Origin of the sequence: uncultured Microbacterium sp. (genome assembly GCF_900078385.1) — a bacterium.
GTDB lineage: Bacteria > Actinomycetota > Actinomycetes > Actinomycetales > Microbacteriaceae > Microbacterium.
The window spans coordinates 361,696-380,251 of record NZ_FLQR01000001.1; the positions used below are offsets into that span (position 1 = coordinate 361,696).

Sequence of the window (18,556 nt, forward strand, 5' to 3'; positions counted from 1 at the left end):
CAGGAGGATGATAGGGGCATGCCCCGCAATCCCTACGCCGATCGCCCGTGGCTCACCGCGTACGCCGACGGTGTGCCCGCCGACATCGACGAGCCGTCCGAGACCCTTTCCGAGATGATCGCGCTGAGCGCGAGCGCCTACGGGAAGCGGACGGCATTGGAGTACTTCGGCGCCACGACGACCTACGCGCGTCTCGGCGAGCAGATCGAGCGCGCCGCGGAGGGGCTCCGCCGTCTCGGGGTGGTGAAGGGCGATCGCGTGGCGATCGTGCTGCCGAACTGCCCGCAGCATGTCGTCGCGTTCTATGCCGTCCTGCGCCTGGGCGCGATCGTCGTGGAGCACAATCCGCTCTACACGGCGCGCGAGCTCCGCCACCAGTTCGAGGACCACGGTGCGCGCCACGCCATCGTGTGGGACAAGACGGCGGATGTCGTCGCGGCGTTCCCGGACGACGTGCGACCGGCGCACATCGTCAGCGTCGACATCACGACGGCTCTGCCGCTCGGCAAGCGCCTCGCGCTGCGGCTGCCGGTGCCGAAGGCGCGGACCGCGCGCGCGCAGCTGACGGCGCGCCCGCGCGCGAAGCACCTGCACGTGTGGAGCGCGCTCGTCGACCATCGCCGACTGTCCCGCCGCGTGCGCGGTCCTGTGCTGTCGGACATCGCGGTGCTGCAGTACACGAGCGGGACGACGGGCATGCCGAAGGGCGCGATCCTCACGCACGCGAACCTGCGGGCGAACGCGATGCAGGGGCGCGCGTGGGTGCCGGGTCTGATCGACGGCGCGGAGACGTTCTACGCCGTGCTGCCGCTGTTCCACGCGTACGGGATGACGCTGTGCCTCACCTTCGCGATGAGCATCGGCGCCAAGCTGGTCCTCTTCCCGAAGTTCGACCTCGACCTCATGATCGACGCTGCGCGGACGAGCCCGCCCACGTTCCTGCCGGCCGTGCCGCCGATCTACGACCAGCTCGCGCGCGCCGCCTCCCGCGGCCGGATCGACTTGTCCGGTGTCCGCTTCGCGATCTCGGGTGCGATGAGCCTGCCGGTCTCGACCGTCACGCGGTGGGAGGAGGCGACGGGGGGACTCCTCGTCGAGGGGTACGGCATGACGGAGACCTCGCCGGTGGCCGTCGGCAACCCCATGGGGCCGTCGCGCCGGCCCGGTACCGTCGGGGTGCCGTTCCCGAGCACGGAGATCCGCGTCGTCGACCCGGAGAACCCCGCGGTCGACCGGCCGATGGGAGAGGCCGGCGAGCTGCTGATCCGCGGTCCGCAGGTGTTCCAGGGGTATTGGCAGCGCGAGGAGGAGACCACCGCAGCGCTGCTCGACGGGGGCTGGCTGCGCACGGGCGACATCGCCTCGGTGTCGCCGGACGGATTCGTGACCATCGTCGACCGGCTGAAGGAACTCATCATCACGGGCGGGTTCAACGTGTCGCCGAGCGAGGTCGAGGCGACCCTCGAGTCCCATCCGGATATCACGGCCGCCGCCGTCGTCGCGCTCCCGCGGACGAGCGGAGGCGAGGAGGTCGCCGCCGCGGTCGTCCTCCGCGAGGGTGCCGTCCTCGACGTCGAGGGGCTGCGCGACTACTGCCGTACGCGCCTGGCCGCCTACAAGGTCCCGCGCCGCATCGTGGCGATGGACGATCTGCCGCGCTCGCTCATCGGCAAGGTGCTGCGCCGCGAGGTGCGCGACCGGATGGTCCAGGCGCAGGCGACCTAGACCGCGCGGAGCGCGCGGAGATCGTCGACGAGCGCGGGTTCGTTCCCCAGGTGTGCGTCAGGCGGGCGCGTCCTCGTCCTCCTCCGGCTCGAACGTGGACGTGACGCCCGTGTGGCCCGCGGCGACGCCGTCCGGGTCGGCGGGGATCGTCCCGTCCTCGCCCAGGCCGTCGGCCTTCGGCTCGGCCGTCGTGTTCTCCTCGTCCGACGCGTTCTCGAGGTCGTGCGCGTGGTCCTGCTCGTTGTCGTGATGCATCATGCCATCCCTTCTCGGTGCCCCGAGCGTAAGCGCACCCACCGTGCAGAGCGAGGGCTTGACAGCGTCCCGTCAACCCCCTTCGCGGACGAGGCTCCGCCTCCTAGCGTGGCCACGCACGCCATCGAGAACGACAGGAGCGCCATGACCACCGCCACGGGTGACACCCCGCAGGACCCCCGCACGAAGCACCCCGAGGGCGGCTTCCCCGCGCAGGAGCAGGAGCAGCCCGGCCTCACCGACGAGACCATGCCCGAACCCGACCACGGCGAGACGAGCTATCGGGGAGCGGGTCGTCTGGTGGGTCGTCGCGCGCTCGTCACGGGCGGCGACTCGGGCATCGGCCGCGCCGTCGCCATCGCCTTCGCCCGCGAGGGCGCCGATGTCGCGATCGTCCACCTGCCCGAAGAGGAGGAGGATGCCGCGGCCACGATCGCCCTCGTGCAGGCGGAGGGCCGGCGCGCACTGGCGCTCGCCGGCGACATCCAGGACGAGTCGTTCGCGACGCGGATCGTGACCGACACCGTGGACGCGTTCGGCGGCCTCGACGTCGTCGTCCTCAACGCCGCGTACCAGAAGGACCGGGAGAGCCTCGAGACGCTCGAGACGGCGGAGTTCGACCGTGTCTTCCGCACCAACCTGTACGGCATGATCTTCACGGCGCGCGCCGCCGTCCCGCACCTCGAGCCGGGTGCCTCGATCATCGTCACGTCCTCGATCCAGGCCTTCGACCCGTCGCCCGGCCTCATCGACTACGCCATGACGAAGGCCGCCCAGGTCGCCTTCGTGAAGGCGCTCGCCCAGCAGCTCGGGGACAAGGGCATCCGCGTCAATGCCGTGGCGCCGGGCCCGATCTGGACCCCGCTCATCCCGGCCACCGGATGGGACGCCGAGCGCATCGCGACCTTCGGGAAGGACACGCCCCTCGGGCGACCCGGCCAGCCGGCAGAACTCGCCGGCGCATACGTGTACCTGGCGTCCGAGGACGCGTCGTACGTCTCCGGCGCCGTCCTGCCCGTCACCGGCGGGAAGGGGCTGTAACCGCCGTGCCCCGTGCGCTGCGCGTTCTCGCGATCGTCTCCGCGGCGCTCGCCCTGACCGGATGCGGGATCCCCGTCGACCCCGACGGGACGCTCGAGCGCATCGACGCGGATCGGACGCTCCGTGCGGGCGCCTCGCCCAGCGGCGAGCTCCTCCGGGTCACGGGCGAGGACGTCGCTGGGCCCCTCGTCGACCTCGTCGAGGGGTTCGCGCGCACGCGCGGCGCCGAGGTGACGTGGGAGGTGGAGAGCGAGGAGTCCCTCGTCGACGGCCTCGAATCCGGCGCACTCGACCTCGCCGTCGGCGGCATGACCGATCGGACGCCGTGGAGCGACCGCGTGTCCGTCACGCGGGGGTTCACCGGCATCCCTGGTGCCGAGGACACCCCGGTGGTCTTCCTCCTCCCGATGGGGGAGAACGCGACCCAGTCCGCGCTCGAGCGCTACCTCGACGAGGAGCTCGCGCGATGAAGAGCATGGGGCGGACGGACCTCCCCGCCGAGCAGCAGGCGGCCCTCCGCTCGGCGGTCCGCTGGGAGTGGTTCACGATCGGCTACACGGTCGTCACGATCGTGATGATCGCCTTCGTCGTCGGCGGCTCGCAGGCGATGAAGACCGCCTGGATCGAGGACATGCTCTCCCTGATCCCGCAGATCTCTTTCCTCGTCGCGCTCCTCCTGATCCGCCGGAAGCCCACCCGCGCGTTCCCGTACGGCCTGCACCGCGCGATGGGCGTCGGTCATCTCGTCGCGGGCGTCGCCCTGCTCGCGATCGGCGGCAGCCTCGCCGTCGAATCGCTCCTCGGGCTGCTCCGCGGCGAGCATCCCGCCATCGGCACGGTGCGGGTCTTCGGTCAGACGATCTGGCTGGGATGGTTCATGATCGCCGTGATGAGCCTCATCGTCGTCGGTCCGTTCTTCTACGGGAACGCGAAGGCCAAGCTCGCGCCGACCCTGCACAACAAGGTCCTGTTCGCGGATGCCGGCATGGCGAAGGCGGACTGGACGACCACGGTCGCCTCGATCGTCGGCGTCCTCGGCATCGGGATGGGCTGGTGGTGGCTCGACGGCGGGGCGGCGCTGTTCATCTCCGCCGGGATCGTGTGGGACGGGTACAAGAACGCGCGGTCCGCGATCCTCGACCTCATCGACCAGCGCGCGCGCACGCACGACGACGCGGACACGCAGCCCCTCATCGGCCGCATCGTCGACGCGCTGGAAGCCCAGCCCTGGATCGAGGAGGCCGGAGTGCGGATGCGCGACATGGGCCAGGTCTTCCACGTCGAGGCCTTCGTCGTCCCGCACCGCAGGAAGGTGACCGTCGCTCAGCTGGAGGCCGCCCGCCACGCGATCAGCGAGATGGACTGGAAGATGCAGGACATCGTCGTCATCCCGGTGACGGATCTCCCGGACGAGACCGAACGTCGGACCCGCGTGGCAGGATGACGGCATGCCGGAGTCGCCGGAGGTCCAGGCGCTCGCCGAGTTCCTCGCCGAGCACGCCGTGTCGCGGCGCATCGAGACGGTCGACCTCGACGAGTTCCGCGCGCTGAAGACCCGCGACCGGCCGCTCGCCGAACTCGACGGCGCGACGATCACCGGCATCCGACGGTTCGGGAAGCACCTCGACCTCCAGACCGACGCGGCGCACCTCGTGATCAGCTTCGGCCGGGCCGGGTGGGCGCGGTGGGACGGCGAGGCCGCGCCGGACGGCGCGCCCGTCATCGCGCGGATCCCGCTGCACGGTGCCCCGCACGGTGCCCTGCTGGAGCTCACCGACGCGGGCGACTGGCTCTCGCTCGGGCTGTCCGTCGTCGACGACCCGCTCGAGGTGGCGGCGCTCGCGAAGCTCGGCCCCGACCCGCTCGACGAGGCATTCGACCGCGCCGCCCTCGACCGCGCCGTCACGGGGCGCCGCAAGCAGCTGAAAGCCCTGCTGCAGGAGCAGGAGACGCTCGCCGGGATCGGCAACGCGTACTCCGACGAGATCCTGCACGCCGCGAAGCTCTCACCCCTCGGGCACGGCTCGGCCCTCGACGCCGACGAGCGGGAGCGCCTGTCCTCGCCGTCACGACGACGCTCCGGGATGCCGTCGCCGCGCGGCGCGGCATCCCCCCGCACCGGCTGAAGGAGGCGAAGGTCGCCGCGATGCGCGTGCACGGCCGCGCCGGCGAGGCCTGTCCCGTCTGCGGCGACACGATCCTCGACCACGACGCCGCGGCGTCCTGGCAGTACTGCCCGACGTGCGAAGCGGCCGGGTGACCGGATCGGCGGGTAGCATCGAGGTATGGCCACTTCGAACCTCCCGACGCCGACACTGCAGCCCGTGCCGGACGAGAAGAACCTCCTGACGGTCGCCGAAGAGGGCGCCTCCTGCTGCGGCGGCGGCTGCTGCAGCTGACGCCGACCGCGTGACGGCCCGCGTCAGCGGGTCAGCGGCGACAGCAGCGCGTCCGTCACCCGCCCGGTGAGCCCGGGTACGTCGTCGACGTCGACCGACAGCGCGAGCAGCGCCCGGCTGAAGTAGTTGCGGGCCGCGGCCGCGAGGGTGATGTCGACGATCTGCCGATCGGTGAACCCGACGTCCCGGAGCGCCTGACTGTCGGCATCCGTCATCTCACCGGCGTCCGTCGACAGCCGCGCGGCGTAGTGCATGACGGCCAGATCCGCGGGCGAGAGCCCCGCGTCGTCGGGGTCGCGCGCCAGCCGGACGAGCTCCTCCTCGTCGATGACCCCGGTCCGCAGCGCGTGCCGCCCATGCGCGAGGAGGCAGTGTGCCGACCCGATGGCACCCGCCGCCGCGAGCGTCACGAGCTCGTACGTGCGCGCGCCGATCGAGGGCACGATCGCGTGGATGAGGTCCTCGAACGCCGCATGGGCCTCCGGGTTCACGGCCATCGCCCGGCGGTGCGCATACACGAAGCCGTCGGTCTCGATGTCGCCGGCGTACATCGCGGCGACGTGACCTTCGGCGCTCTCCGGCGCCGGTGTCGTGATGATCATGGGGTGCCCCTCCCGACCCGTGGCATTCAGGATGCCACCGCGACCGGGCCGCGTCGAGGCATCGTCAGTGGATCGCGGGTGCAGCGCCCTCGAGGTCGTCGGCGGGCTTGCGGATGAGGAACGCCCCCACGAGCAGCGGCAGGGCGATGCACGCGGAGAGCAGGAAGGCGGCGTGCGCACCGGCGGCGCCGGCGACCTGCTCGGAGACACCCGCGTCGCGCTGCGCGGCCGTGACGCCCGCCATGACGGTCACCATGACGGCGATGCCCGCAGCGCCCGCCACCTGCTGTGCGGTCCCGAGGATCGCCGAGCCGTACCCGTAGAACTTGGGCGTGAGCGAGCCCAGCGACGCCGTGAACAGCGGCGTGAACGACAGCGCGAGTCCGAGCGAGAGGGCGGTCTGGGCCGGGATGATCGACCACAGCGTCGTCGTCTCGTCGAACGTCGTGAACACCCACAGCATCGAGATCGCGATGATCGATCCCGGCACGAGCAGGACGCGCGTGCCCTTGGCGTCGTAGACGCGCCCGATGAACGGACCCGCGATGCCCATGAGCAGGAAGCCCGGGAGGACGGCGAGTCCCGTCTCGAGCGGAGAGATGCCGAGGACGCTCTGCATGTACAGCGGCAGCACCGTGATGGTGCCGAAGAAGGCCATCGACAGCAGCGCCATCTGGGCGATCGACAGGGAGAAGTTGCCGCTGCGGAAGACGCGGAGGTCGAGCAGCGCGTCGTCCACGCGCTGCAGCAGAAGCTGGCGCCACACGAACAGGCCCAGGGCGATCACCCCGATGCTCAGCGACACGATGAGCGAGACCGTGGACAGGCTCTGCGCCGCCGCCTCTTCCGCGACCGTGCCGCCGTGCGCCGGCGCGCCGCCGATCTGGCTCAGCCCGTAGACGAGCCCGCCGAAGCCGAAGGCGGACAGGATGATCGACAGCACATCGATGGGCGCCCGCGTCGTCTCGCCGAGGTTGTGGATCCAGCGCGCCCCCATCGCGAGCGCGACGAGCGCGATCGGCAGCACGATCCCGAAGATCCAGCGCCAGTTGAGCGTGTCGAGCAGGGCGCCGGACATCGTCGGCCCGATCGCGGGTGCGAGCGACATGACGATGGAGACGCGCCCCATCATCCGTCCGCGGGAGTGCGGCGGCACGATCGTCATGAGCGTGGTCATGAGGAGCGGCATCATGATCGCGGTGCCGGAGGCCTGCACGACGCGGGCGACCAGGAGCACCTCGAACCCGGGCGCGAGGAGCGCCGTGAGCGTGCCCAGCGAGAACAGGCTCATCGCGGTGATGAAGACCTGCCGCGTCGTGAAGCGGCGCAGCAGGAAGCCGGTGATCGGGATGACGACGGCCATCGTCAGCATGAAGGCCGTCGTCAGCCACTGCGCCGCGACGGCGGTGATGCCGAGGTCGCCGATGAGGTGCGGGATCGCGACCCCCATCGTCGTCTCGTTGAGGATCGCGACGAACGCGGCCGCGAGGAGCAGCCAGACGACGCGTCCCTCTTCGGGGCTCAGCACGCCGTGGGATGCGCGGACGGTGTCCGTCGTCACCGGGGTTTCGATCGCCATAGGGTCTCCCAGCTGGGGCGGTGGAAAGTGAGCGGGTCGCGTCCGAGAGCCGGCACGGGTTCTCAACATAACCGCCGGGTCGGACGTCGCATTCCCGGATCGGGTGCCACGATTCCGTCATGGCCACTTCGGCACGTCGTTCCCCGGCGCTCGTCCGCGGCCTCATCGCGCTCGCCGCCGGCGTCGCGGCAGCCGCAGCGCTCATCCCGTTCCTCGGCTGGGCGGGCGCGCTGCTCGCGGGCTGGTCGGTCCTGGCGCTCGTCGACGTGGTCTGGGTGCTGGTCCTCATCTGGCCCATGGATGCCGCGCGCACGCGCGCGCATGCGACCTCGGAGGACCCCGGGCGCCCCGTCGCGCGGCTCGTCGTGCTGGTCGGCGGGTTCGCGAGCCTCGGCGCCGTGGTGATCGTGCTGCTGCAGACCGGCTCCGCGCATCCCGTGCGGGCGTTCGTGCTCTCCGGTGTGGCGGTGGTCGCGGTCGCGGCGTCGTGGGCGCTCATCCAGGTGGACTACCTGCTGCGCTATGCGCACGTCTACTACACGCCACCCCTGGGGGGCATCGACTTCAATCAGGCGGAGGATCCCGTCTACTCCGACTTCGCGTACTTCTCCGTCGGTCTCGGGATGACCTATCAGGTCGCCGACACGAGCGTCCGCACCAACGGCATCCGCCGCATCGTCGTCGCCCAGACGCTGCTGGCCTACCTCTTCGGCGCCGTCATCCTCGCGACCGTGATCAACCTCGTCACGAGCCTGCGCTGACCCCGTCGCCTAGGCTGACCGGATGAGCATGGCAGGCGGTCGCGGCGGGTTCCGCGGGGTGGACGAGGCCGCGCAGAAGAAGCTCAACGCCGACGCGCCGCAGGTGCCCGACCTCGGCAAACGGGTCGTCGCGCTCTTCCGCCCCTACCTCGGGCGCATCGCCGTCACCGGCGTCCTCGTCATCGTCGGCGCGGCGCTCGCGGTCATTCCGCCGCTCATCGTGCAGCGCGTCTTCGACGACGCGCTCTTCCCCGTCGACGGATCCGGGCCCGATCTCGGGCTCCTCATCCGCCTGGTCCTCGGCATGATCGGGCTGTTCCTGCTCTCCGCCGCACTCGGCGTCGCGCAGACGTGGTTCACCTCGACGGTCGGCAACCGCGTCACGGGCGATCTGCGCGTGCGCCTCTTCGAGCACCTCCAGTCGATGGAGCTCGGCTTCTTCACGCGCACGAAGACGGGCGTCATCCAGTCCCGCCTGCAGAACGACGTGGGCGGTGTGTCGGGCGTGCTCACGAACACCGTCACGAGCATCCTCGGCAACGTCGTCACGGTCGCGGCGGCCCTCGTGGCGATGATCATCATCGACTGGCGGCTCACGATCATCGCCGTCATCCTCATGCCGTTCCTCATCGTCGTGCAGCGGCGCGTCGGACAGGTGCGCGCCCGCATCGCCGGGCAGACGCAGGAGTCGCTGTCCGAGCTCACCTCCATCACGCAGGAGACGCTGAGTGTCTCCGGCATCCTGCTGTCGAAGGCCTTCAACCGGCAACGGGCGGAGTCGGCGCGCTATCAGGAGGAGAACGGCAACCAGGTCGTCCTCCAGGTGCGGCGCGCGATGAGCGGCCAGGGCTTCTTCGCCGTCGTGCAGGTGCTCATGGCGTCTGTCCCGGCGATCATCTACCTCGTCGCGGGCTACCTCATCGTCGGCGGCGAGGGCGCGATCACGGCCGGCACGGTCGTCGCGTTCACGACCGTGCAGGCGCGCCTCCTCATGCCCCTCATGGGGCTCATGCGCGTCGCGCTGGACCTGCAGACCTCCGCCGCGCTCTTCGCCCGCATCTTCGAGTACCTCGACCTCACGCCCGCGATCCAGGACCGCCCGGGAGCCATGACGGTCGCCGCGGCCCCGGGTCCCGTCGGCCGGCTCGAGTTCCGCGACGTGGTGTTCCGGTATCCGGATGCCGCGCCGGAGGCCCGCCCGACGCTCGGCGGCGTCTCCTTCACGGCCGAGCCCGGCCAGCACGTCGCATTCGTGGGGCCGTCGGGAGCGGGGAAGACCACGATCCTCTACCTCGCCCCACGCCTCTACGAGGCCTCGGACGGCGCCGTGCTCTTCGCCGGCGCCGATGTGCGCGCGCTGACGCAGGAGTCGATCATCGACCACATCGGCATCGTGTCGCAGGAGACCTACCTCTTCCACGCGACGATCCGCGAGAACCTCCGCTACGCCAAGCCCGACGCGACCGATGCGGAGCTGGAGGCGGCCTGCACGGCGGCGAACATCCACCACATCATCGTGGGGTTCGAGCACGGCTACGACACCGTCGTGGGGGAGCGCGGCTACCGCCTCTCCGGCGGGGAGAAGCAGCGCATCGCGATCGCGCGCGTGCTGCTGAAGGATCCGCCCGTCCTGCTCCTGGACGAGGCGACCTCCGCCCTGGACACCGTCTCGGAGCGCGTCGTGCAGGATGCGCTCGAGGAGGCCTCGCGCGGGCGGACGACCCTCTCGATCGCGCACCGGCTGTCGACCGTCATCGGCGCCGACGTCATCCACGTCATCGAGGCCGGTGAGATCGTCGAGTCCGGCACCCACACGGAGCTCCTCGAGCGCGGCGGCCTGTACGCCGAACTCGCCGCGCAGCAGATGGCGGCGTCGCGCATCGAGGGCTACGAGGAGACGGTGATCCCGCCGCCGCACCCCGAGCGCCGCGCCGACAAGGCGCCCGACGACGGCGCGGGGGCAGCGGCCGTCCGCCTCGTCACGGCGCCGCTCCCCGAGCGGGTCTGGCCCGACCTCAGCTGAGCCTTTTCACCACAGCCTCTTCACCACAGCCGTGCGGCGGCCCGCACATCGGCGGACGCCGCCGCGAGCGCGACGGACTCCTCCGCGGCGCGTGCGTCCAGGTCGCGGACGAACGCGCCGAGCACGCGGCGATAGGCCGCGTCGGGGTGCGTCCGAGCGATCTCGACGAGTGGCGGCACGTCCATGTCGAGGATGAGGCGCACCCGCGCGCGTGCCGCGGCACGCTGCCCCGCTGCGTCGAGCACGGCGATCCCGGCGCGCATCGCCTCGAGGTAGTCCGCCAGCACGCGGAGATCGTCCTTGTGCTGCGTGATGGACGAGCCGTCGGCGCGCTCGCGCCACAGCACGACGACATCGGGCACGACGTCGAACGCGCGCGCCGCGGTGTACATGCGCTGCGCGACGACCTGGTCCTCGTAGGCGCGTCCCTCCGGGAAGCGCAGGTCGTGCCGACGCCAGAACTCGATGCGGCTGACCTTCGACCACGCGACGATGTTGCCGGACGCATCCGGATGCTCCGCGAGCGTCGTCCCTTGCCGCGCCGGGGAGGTGGATGCCGCGACCCACGGCTGGACGATGCCCGGGGTGTACCCGCCCTCCGCGTCCGGCCGAAGGCGCACGTAGGCGCCGACGGCGAAGTCGCTGCCGCTCGCGGTCAGGGAGCCGACGAGCACCTCGAGAGCCGTCGGGGTCAGGACGTCGTCGGCGTCGAGGAACGCGACGAGCGGCGTCTCGACGAGCTCGAGCGCGGCGTTGCGCGCCGCGCCGAGCCCGCGCGCGCGGTCGTGCCGGACGAAGTGGAACCGCGGATCCGTGTCCGCGGCCTCCGCGAAGACGGCGGTCGTGGCATCCGTCGACCCGTCGTCCACGAGGATCGCGCGCCAGGCCGGGAAGGTCTGGGCGCGGAGCGACTCCAGCGCATCGGCCGCGTAGTCGGCGACGTCGCGGCCGGGGACGATGACGGTGACCGTGGCGGGGACGGCGGGCGAGCTCACCTGCCCGATCGTACCGTCGCGACGGAGGCCGCGACCGCGTCGGCCAAGGGTCCGGCCAGATCGCCGGCGGCGACGGCGTGCCCGAATGTGAAGCGCACGGAGGTCTGGGCGACCTCGGGTGGGATGCCGAGCGCCAGCAGCACGTGGGAGGGCTCGTCGCTGCCCGCGGCGCACGCCGAGCCGCTGGAGGACACGACGCCGCGCCGCTCGAGTTCGAGGAGCACCGCCTCGCCGCTCGTGCCCGCGAACGTGAAGCTCGCGGTGCCGGGCAGGCGCCGCACCGGGTCGCCGGTGAGCCGCGCCTGCGGGACGAGGGCGAGCACGCGCGCGATGAACGCCGCGCTCAGCGCGCCGACGCGGGCGGCATCCCCGGTCCGCTCGCGCTCGGCCGCCTCCAGCGCGACGGCGAAGCCGACGGCGCCCGCGACGTTCTCCGTTCCGCTGCGGCGGTCGCGCTCCTGCCCTCCGCCGTGCAGGAGAGGCTCGAGCGGGATCCGTCCGCGCACCGCCAGGACCCCGATGCCCGGTGGGGCGCCGATCTTGTGTCCGGCGATCGAGAGGGCGTCGGCGCCCGTGCCGGACAGCGCCAGCCAGCCCGCGGCCTGCACGGCGTCCAGGTGCAGCGGCACGCGACCGTCCGCGGCGACGCCGGCGAGCCCCGCGGCATCCTGCACCGTGCCGATCTCGTTGTTCGCGTATCCGACGGTGATCAGGGCCGTCTCCTCGCGGAGCGCGGCCGCGACCTCATCGGGGTCGACCCGGCCATGGCCGTCGACGGCCACGTGCGTCACCGCGAAGCCGTGCACCCGCTCGAGGTAGGCGCACGAGGCGAGCACCGACTCGTGCTCGATGGGTGTCGTGACGACGTGCACGGGGGACCCGGTCCGCAGCGCCGCCGCGATCGCGATCCCCTTGACCGCGAGGTTGTTGGCCTCGGTGCCGCCGGAGGTGAACACGACGTCGCCGGTCCGCATCCCGAGCACCGCCGCGACGCGCGCGCGGGCGTCCGCCAGCGCGGTCGCGGCGGCCTCCCCGACCGTGTGGTGGCTCGACGGATTGCCGAACCGCTCCGCGAGGTAGGGGAGCATGGCGTCGCGCACCTCGGGGCGCACCGGCGTCGTCGCGGCGTGGTCGAGGTAGAGCATCAGGCCTCGATGCGCATGTCCAGGCCGAGATCGAGAGCCGGCGCGGAGTGCGTCAGGGCGCCGACCGAGATGACGTCGACGCCGGTCTCCGCGATCGCACGCACGGTGGCCAGGGACACGCCGCCGGACGCCTCCACGGTCACGCGCCCCGCGATCTTCTCGACACCCGTCCGCAGGTCCGCGAGCGGGAAGTTGTCGAGCATGATCGTCCCGACGCCCGCGGCCAGGACGGCGTCGATCTGATCGAGCCGGTCGACCTCCACCTCGACGTGCGTCGTGTGCGGCAGGCGCGCGATCGCGGCCTGCAGGGCCTGCGTCACGGAGGCGCCGCGCGCGGTGAGCACCGCGAGGTGGTTGTCCTTGGCCATGACGGCGTCCGACAGCGAGTAGCGGTGGTTGTGGCCTCCGCCGCAGCGCACGGCGTGCCGCTCGAAGGCGCGCAGCCCGGGCGTCGTCTTCCGGGTGTCGGCGATCCGCGCACCGGTGTGCGCGACCTCCGCGACGTAGCGCGTCGTGAGGGTCGCGATGCCGGACATGCGTTGCACGAAGTTCAGCGCGACGCGCTCGGCCGTGAGGACGGCGCGCGCCGGCCCGCGGACCGAGGCGAGCCGGTCGCCGGCGCCGAACGCATCGCCGTCCCGCACCGCGAGTTCGACGTGCGTCGACGGGTCGGTGAGGGTGAAGGCGGCCGTGAACACGTCCGCGCCGCTGAAGACGCCCGCCTCGCGCGCGACGAGCTCGGCGGTCGCGACGGCATCCTCGGGGATCAGGTACGCGCTCGTGACGTCGCCCCACGGGGCGTCCTCCTCGAGGGCCGCCGCGACGACGCGGTCGATCTGTGCACGGGCCAGCATCACGCGGCTCCCTCCAGGACGGCGACGGCATCGCGACGGTAGTGGGCGCCGACGCTGCCACGCCGTGCGAGGGCCGCCGCGACGAGGCGTTCGGCCACGAGCAGGAGGTTCTCGTCCTCCAGCTCGGCCTCGGTCCGCGGGTCCCTGGGCTGGGCGCGCCAGCCGGCCAGGACGGATGCCGCGTGCGCGAGGCCGTCGGCATCCCGCGCGAGCCCGGCATCCTCCCACAGCAGGTGCTGCAGCGCTCCCCGGGAGAACGCCGGGCCGCCCGGGTCGGGGAGGGTCGCGGGCCGGTCCTCGACGACCGGTGCGGCCGGTGGGGCCGGCCATATGCCGCTGGCGGCATCCGCCGCGACGACGTCCCCGGTCCGCGCACCGAAGACGGCTCCCTCCAGCAGCGAGTTCGACGCGAGGCGGTTGGCGCCGTGCACGCCCGTGCACGCGACCTCGCCGACGGCGTACAGACCCGGCAGGCTCGCGCGCCCGGCGAGGTCGGTGACGATGCCACCCATCAGGTAGTGCGCGGCGGGGACCACGGGGATCGGCTCGCGCGCCCAGTCGAGTCCGCGGGCGCGGACGGCGGCATCGATCGTCGGGAAGCGCCGCGCGAGGAAGGCGGCCGTCTCCTCCGCGTTCGCACGCAGGTGGGTCGCGTCCAGCCGCACGGGCCGTCCGCCCTGCCGCTCCATCTGCTCGGCGATGGCGCGGGCCACGACGTCGCGGGGGGCGAGCTCGCCGTCGGGATGCGCATCGAGCGCGAACCGCCGTCCCGTGTCGTCGATGAGGGTCGCGCCCTCGCCCCGCACGGCTTCGGAGACGAGGAACGCCTCGTCGCCGGGCAGGACCGTGGGGTGGAACTGCATGAACTCGAGGTCGGAGACCGCTGCTCCGGCCCGCAGCGCCGCCGCGATCCCGTCGCCGGTCGCGACGGGCGGGTTCGTCGTGTGCGCGTACAGCTGGCCGGCGCCGCCGGTGGCGAGGACGACGGCGTCGGCCTCGATGCGCTCGCGCTCGCCCGCGCGGCCCGGTGCCTCGCCGACGAGGAGGTCGACGCCCGCGACGCGGCCGCCCGCCATGACGAGGTCGACGAGGAACGCGTGCTCGATGACCCGGAGGTCGGTGGGGAGGTCACCGCTCCGGTCACTGTTCCGGACACTGGCGCGCAGTCGCGCGACGAGGGCCTTCTCGATCGCGGTGCCCGTCGCATCACCGCCCGCGTGCAGGATGCGCGGGTAGGAGTGCGCCGCCTCCAGGCCCTTGACCCACTCGCCGTCCGCGCCGCGGTCGAATGCCACGCCGAGCGCCACGAGCTCGCGGATGCGCGCGGGCCCCTCCTCGACGAGCACACGCACGGCGGCGGGGTCGCTCAGCCCCGCGCCCGCCGCGAGCGTGTCGCGCATGTGGTCCTCGGCCCGGTCGTCGGCGAACATGACCCCGGCGATGCCGCCCTGCGCGAAGCGCGTGTTGGCGTGCTCGAGCACGTCCTTCGTGACCAGGGTCACGCGGCAGCCGGCGTCGGCGGCGTGCAGCGCCGCCGTGAGCCCGGCGATCCCCGACCCCACCACCACGACGTGCGCGCTCATGATGCCTGCTCCCACGCGGCCGCGGGCGCGGCGGGGGGCTTCGCGGCGAGCATCCGCTCGAGGGCGAGGCGGGCGGGGTCCGCGACGTCCGCGGGGACCGTGATGCGGTTCCGCACCTCGCCGTCCACGAGACCCTCCAGCACCCACGCGAGGTAGCCCGGGTGGATCCGGTACATCGTCGAGCACGGGCAGACGACGGGGTCGAGGCAGAAGACCGTGTGCTGCGGGTGCGCGGCGGCCAGGCGTTGCACGAGGTTCACCTCGGTGCCGATCGCGAAGGTCGTCGGCTCGGTCGCGGCCTCGATGGCCTTCCGGATGTAGTCGGTCGAGCCCGACTCGTCCGCTGCGTCGACGACGGCCATGGGGCATTCGGGGTGCACGATGACGCGGACCCCGGGGTGCTCGGCGCGGGCCTGGTCGATCTGATCGACCGTGAACCGGCGGTGCACCGAGCAGAACCCGTGCCAGAGGATCACGCGGCTGTCGGCGAGCTCGTCGGGCGTGCTCCCGCCGAAGGGCTTGCGCGGATTCCACATCGGCATCTGCTCGAGCGGCACGCCCATGGCCTTCGCGGTGTTGCGGCCGAGGTGCTGGTCGGGGAAGAACAGCACGCGGCGGCCGCGCTCGAACGCCCACTCCAGCACCGTCCGGGCGTTCGAGGACGTGCAGACGATGCCGCCATGCCGCCCGACGAAGCCCTTGATGGCGGCAGAGGAGTTCATATACGTCACCGGGATCACGGGCACGAGCCCGTCGGCATCCGGAGTGTCGAGGTCGCCGAGGGCATCGGCCAGCTGCTCCCAGCACTCCTCGACCTGGTCGATGTCGGCCATGTCCGCCATCGAGCAGCCCGCGGCGAGATTCGGCAGGATGACGGCCTGCTCGGGGCCGGAGAGGAGATCGGCGGTCTCCGCCATGAAGTGCACGCCGCAGAAGACGATGGCCTCCGCCTCGGGGTGCGCCTTCGCGGCGTTGGCGAGCTGGAAGGAGTCGCCCACGTAGTCGGCGTGGACGATGACCTCCTCGCGCTGGTAAAAGTGGCCGAGCACGACGACGCGGTCGCCGAGGACCGCCTTCGCGGCGCGGATGCGCGCGCTGAGCTCCGCCTCGGAGGCCTCGCGGTACGCGGCGGGCAGCTCGCCCTGCCGGGGTGCGCCGGTCGGGATGACGTCCCCCATCGACGAACCCGGACCGTAGCCCGGTCGGGTGTCGAAGGTCCACGGCGCCGCGGCGAGGTCGGTGTTGCAGGTCGCGCCGAGCGTGCTGCCGGCGACGATCGCCTGGATCTCATGGTCGACGCTCGGGTCGGGGGCACCGCCCGGGCGGCTGTCGAGGGTGAGGGGTGTCGTGGTCATGACGGCTCCTTGAGGAGGATGCGGCGGGGGAGTGGGCCGCGGTCGGCCAGCTCGATCTCGTGGTTGTGGCGGTAGAGACGGGCGGGCCGATGGCTGCCGGTGCGGAAGGCGTCGGTCGGCAGGAGGGTGCCGGAGTTCTCGACCTGCCGGCGGAAGTTCGCGGGGTCCAGGCGCCGGTCGAGGATGGCCTCGTACACCTCGCGCAGCTCGGCGAGGCTGAACTCGTCGTCGAGCAGGCCATGGGCGATCCGGCTGTAGCCGACCTTGTTGCGCAGGCGCCAGAGCGCGTAGTCGACGATCTGGTTGTGGTCGAACGCGAGCTCGGGGAGCGCGGTCGCGTCGAACCACGCGACGTTGTGGGGCGAGGCGCTGCGGGACATGTCCTCCCGGACGAGCGCCCAGTAGACGATCGAGACGACGCGGGAGGGGGAGCGGTCCGCGTCGCCGAACGCGTACAGCTGCTCGAGGTAGCTGGGCGAGAGGTCCGTCGTCTCGCGGAGCGTGCGGGAGGCGGCGACCTCGAGGTTCTCCTCCGCGCCGAGCCAGCCGCCCGGGAGTGCCCAGCGCCCCTCGTGCGGTTCGCGCGTGCGGCGCACGAGCGGCAGGACGACGGTCGGGCGCGTGTCGCCGCCGTGCCGGCGCAGGCTGAAGATCACCGTCGAGACGGCCAAGCGGATGCTGGTTTGTGTCATGGTGACCCTAACTGATCCAGGCCATCTTATAGTCACCCTGACACGAAGCGCAAGAACGGTCGACGATCAGGTGCACCGCCTACGCTGGCCGCGTGGTCGACATCTTCATCGTGCTCGTGCTGATCGTGGCGCTGCTCGCCGGCATCCTGCGCGGCTTCGTCGCCGCCGCCGGCACGATCGTGGGGATCGTCGCGGGTGCCGTGGCCGCCCTGCTGCTCGTGCCGCTGCTGGGCAGGGTGATCCCGGTCGCGGAGTGGCGCGGGGCGGCGCTGGCCGCCGCGGCCGTGGGCATCGTCGTCCTCGGCGGCGTCGCCGGGTCCGCCGTCGGGGCGGCGCTGCGCCGCGGCGTCGAGCGCTCCAAGCTCCGGATCCTCGACCGCGCGCTCGGCGCCGTGGTCGGCGTCGTCGCGACGACCTTCGTGCTGCTGCTGGTGTCGACGTCGGTGACGGCGGCCGGGATCCCCGGACTCTCCTCCGCCGTGGCCTCCTCCCGCGTGCTCGACCTCCTCGACCGCGTGACCCCGCCGAGCGTCGATCAGGCCGTCGCACAGCTGCGGTCGCTCGTGATCGACGAGGGGATTCCGCGGATCGGCGAGCAGCTCAGCGAGCTGATCGGCCCGACCGTGGCCCCCACGTCGCCGGCCATCGCGCTGGATGACCCCGAGCTCGAAGCGGCGGCGGCATCCGTCGCGCGGATCAGCGGCACCGCCTACGCGTGCGGGGTGAGCGTCACCGGCTCGGGCTTCGTCGCGGAGGAGGGCCTCGTCATCACGAACGCCCACGTCGTCGCCGGGGTGTCCGCCCCGCTCGTGCAGCTGCCGGGCGGCGCAGCCCGTGACGCGCGCGTCGTGTACTTCGACTCGGTGGACGACATCGCCGCCCTCGCCGTGGACGGCCTCGACGCGCCGCCGCTGGCGACGGTGCCGACTCTCGAAGCCGGCGCCGCGGCCGTCGTGCAGGGCTATCCGCTCGGCGGCCCGTTCACCAGCACCCCCGCCCACGTCCTCTCCGCCGGCGTCGTGCCCGTCTTCGACATCTACGAGGAGTCCGCGGCGCCACGGGAGATCTTCGCCCTGGAGGCGAACGTGCAGCCCGGCAACTCGGGCGGACCGCTCCTCACGGGAGACGGCGAGGTCGCCGGTGTCGTCTTCGCCCGCGGCGACGACGGCAGCGGGCGCGGATTCGCCATGACCAACGCGGAGCTGCTCCCTGTCCTGGATCGGGTGTCGCGCGCCGATGACACCGTCTCCACGGGGCGCTGCCTCGGGTGATCCTGCCGCTATGCTGAGCAGGTAACTGAAGACAGGCCGCATGACGTGTGCGGGAGAGCCCCGCACCGCCGCGCACGCGGGTCGGGCACCGAAGGAGCAAGCCTCCCCGCCAATCTCTCAGGTCCGCGTACCGCCCACGTCCGGCCGCTCTGAAAAGCGATTCTTCGAATCCGCCGACGGTGAAAGCCGGGCCTGTGCGCCCGGTGAAGCTCTCAGGCCCATGACAGAGGGGGAGTTCACGGATGCCGATCCCGGCATCCGCCCGCCCGCGTCCGG

17 protein-coding genes and 1 riboswitch are annotated in these 18,556 nt (G+C 72.3%); of the genes, 8 read left to right on the plus strand and 9 right to left on the minus strand.

Features of this window, described 5'->3' with window-relative positions; genetic code table 11:
- Positions 1-18: 18 nt before the first annotated feature.
- On the plus strand, positions 19-1,725 hold the full coding sequence (locus QZL85_RS01760) for a long-chain-fatty-acid--CoA ligase (protein ID WP_295572857.1): 1,707 nt from the start codon (positions 19-21) through the stop codon (positions 1,723-1,725).
- A gap of 57 nt (positions 1,726-1,782) precedes the next feature.
- Here the strand turns inward: QZL85_RS01760 and QZL85_RS01765 are convergent, their stop codons facing one another.
- On the minus strand, positions 1,783-1,983 hold the full coding sequence (locus QZL85_RS01765) for a hypothetical protein (protein ID WP_295572859.1): 201 nt from the start codon (positions 1,981-1,983) through the stop codon (positions 1,783-1,785).
- Positions 1,984-2,124: 141 nt separating this feature from the next.
- Between QZL85_RS01765 and QZL85_RS01770 the strand changes: the two genes are divergently transcribed.
- Genes QZL85_RS01770 through QZL85_RS01785 form a run of 4 tightly spaced genes read left to right on the plus strand, consistent with a single transcriptional unit; the run spans position 2,125 to position 5,147 of the window.
- A complete protein-coding gene (locus QZL85_RS01770) occupies positions 2,125-3,021 on the plus strand; it encodes an SDR family oxidoreductase (protein WP_295572861.1) in 897 nt (298 codons plus the stop codon).
- Positions 3,022-3,026: 5 nt separating this feature from the next.
- Positions 3,027-3,491, plus strand: a complete 465-nt coding sequence (locus QZL85_RS01775; RefSeq protein WP_295572863.1) for a hypothetical protein — start codon at positions 3,027-3,029, stop codon at positions 3,489-3,491.
- Positions 3,488-4,465 carry a cation diffusion facilitator family transporter gene (locus QZL85_RS01780; protein WP_295572865.1) on the plus strand — a complete coding sequence of 326 codons (978 nt, stop codon included), beginning with the start codon at positions 3,488-3,490 and terminating at the stop codon, positions 4,463-4,465. Before QZL85_RS01775 ends, QZL85_RS01780 begins: the two co-directional genes overlap by 4 nt.
- Before the next feature lie 4 nt (positions 4,466-4,469).
- Positions 4,470-5,147, plus strand: a complete 678-nt coding sequence (locus QZL85_RS01785) for a DNA-formamidopyrimidine glycosylase family protein (RefSeq protein WP_295572867.1) — start codon at positions 4,470-4,472, stop codon at positions 5,145-5,147.
- Positions 5,148-5,443: 296 nt separating this feature from the next.
- Here the strand turns inward: QZL85_RS01785 and QZL85_RS01790 are convergent, their stop codons facing one another.
- Together QZL85_RS01790 and QZL85_RS01795 are read right to left on the minus strand one after the other, a co-directional pair.
- Positions 5,444-6,022, minus strand: a complete 579-nt coding sequence (locus tag QZL85_RS01790) for a carboxymuconolactone decarboxylase family protein (protein ID WP_295572870.1) — start codon at positions 6,020-6,022, stop codon at positions 5,444-5,446.
- Between the two features lie 64 nt (positions 6,023-6,086).
- A complete protein-coding gene (locus QZL85_RS01795) occupies positions 6,087-7,601 on the minus strand; it encodes a DHA2 family efflux MFS transporter permease subunit (protein WP_295572872.1) in 1,515 nt (504 codons plus the stop codon).
- 119 nt (positions 7,602-7,720) lie between these two features.
- On the opposite strand from QZL85_RS01795, the gene QZL85_RS01800 reads away from it, so the two are divergent.
- Positions 7,721-8,362: a DUF1345 domain-containing protein gene (locus QZL85_RS01800; RefSeq protein WP_295572874.1), complete on the plus strand. Its 642-nt coding sequence runs from the start codon at positions 7,721-7,723 to the stop codon at positions 8,360-8,362.
- Positions 8,363-8,390: 28 nt separating this feature from the next.
- A complete protein-coding gene (locus QZL85_RS01805; protein ID WP_295573916.1) occupies positions 8,391-10,385 on the plus strand; it encodes an ABC transporter ATP-binding protein in 1,995 nt (664 codons plus the stop codon).
- A gap of 20 nt (positions 10,386-10,405) precedes the next feature.
- Here the strand turns inward: QZL85_RS01805 and QZL85_RS01810 are convergent, their stop codons facing one another.
- From QZL85_RS01810 to QZL85_RS01835, 6 genes are read right to left on the minus strand one after another with little or no spacing between them, the layout of a single operon-like run.
- On the minus strand, positions 10,406-11,380 hold the full coding sequence (locus QZL85_RS01810) for a glycosyltransferase family 2 protein (RefSeq protein WP_295572878.1): 975 nt from the start codon (positions 11,378-11,380) through the stop codon (positions 10,406-10,408).
- Positions 11,377-12,525 carry a cysteine desulfurase family protein gene (locus QZL85_RS01815; protein WP_295572882.1) on the minus strand — a complete coding sequence of 383 codons (1,149 nt, stop codon included), beginning with the start codon at positions 12,523-12,525 and terminating at the stop codon, positions 11,377-11,379. The genes QZL85_RS01810 and QZL85_RS01815 overlap by 4 nt, the downstream gene beginning before the upstream one ends.
- Positions 12,525-13,379, minus strand: coding sequence for a carboxylating nicotinate-nucleotide diphosphorylase (nadC, locus tag QZL85_RS01820; RefSeq protein WP_295572884.1), 855 nt, complete (start codon positions 13,377-13,379; stop codon positions 12,525-12,527). The genes QZL85_RS01815 and nadC overlap by 1 nt, the downstream gene beginning before the upstream one ends.
- The gene (gene nadB, locus QZL85_RS01825; protein ID WP_295572887.1) at positions 13,379-14,962 is read right to left on the minus strand and encodes an L-aspartate oxidase; all 1,584 of its coding nucleotides are present in this window, start codon (positions 14,960-14,962) and stop codon (positions 13,379-13,381) included. The genes nadC and nadB overlap by 1 nt, the downstream gene beginning before the upstream one ends.
- Complete coding sequence (gene nadA, locus QZL85_RS01830) at positions 14,959-16,317, minus strand: quinolinate synthase NadA (RefSeq protein WP_295572890.1); 1,359 nt, start codon at positions 16,315-16,317, stop codon at positions 14,959-14,961. Before nadA ends, nadB begins: the two co-directional genes overlap by 4 nt.
- Entirely contained in the window at positions 16,314-17,009 is a 696-nt protein-coding gene (locus QZL85_RS01835; protein WP_295572893.1) for an NrtR DNA-binding winged helix domain-containing protein, read from the minus strand. The genes nadA and QZL85_RS01835 overlap by 4 nt, the downstream gene beginning before the upstream one ends.
- 92 nt (positions 17,010-17,101) lie before the next feature.
- On the opposite strand from QZL85_RS01835, the gene QZL85_RS01840 reads away from it, so the two are divergent.
- Entirely contained in the window at positions 17,102-18,280 is a 1,179-nt protein-coding gene (locus QZL85_RS01840; RefSeq protein ID WP_295572896.1) for a MarP family serine protease, read from the plus strand.
- A 40-nt stretch (positions 18,281-18,320) separates the two neighbouring features.
- Positions 18,321-18,423, plus strand: a riboswitch (glycine riboswitch).
- Positions 18,424-18,556 lie beyond the last annotated feature (133 nt).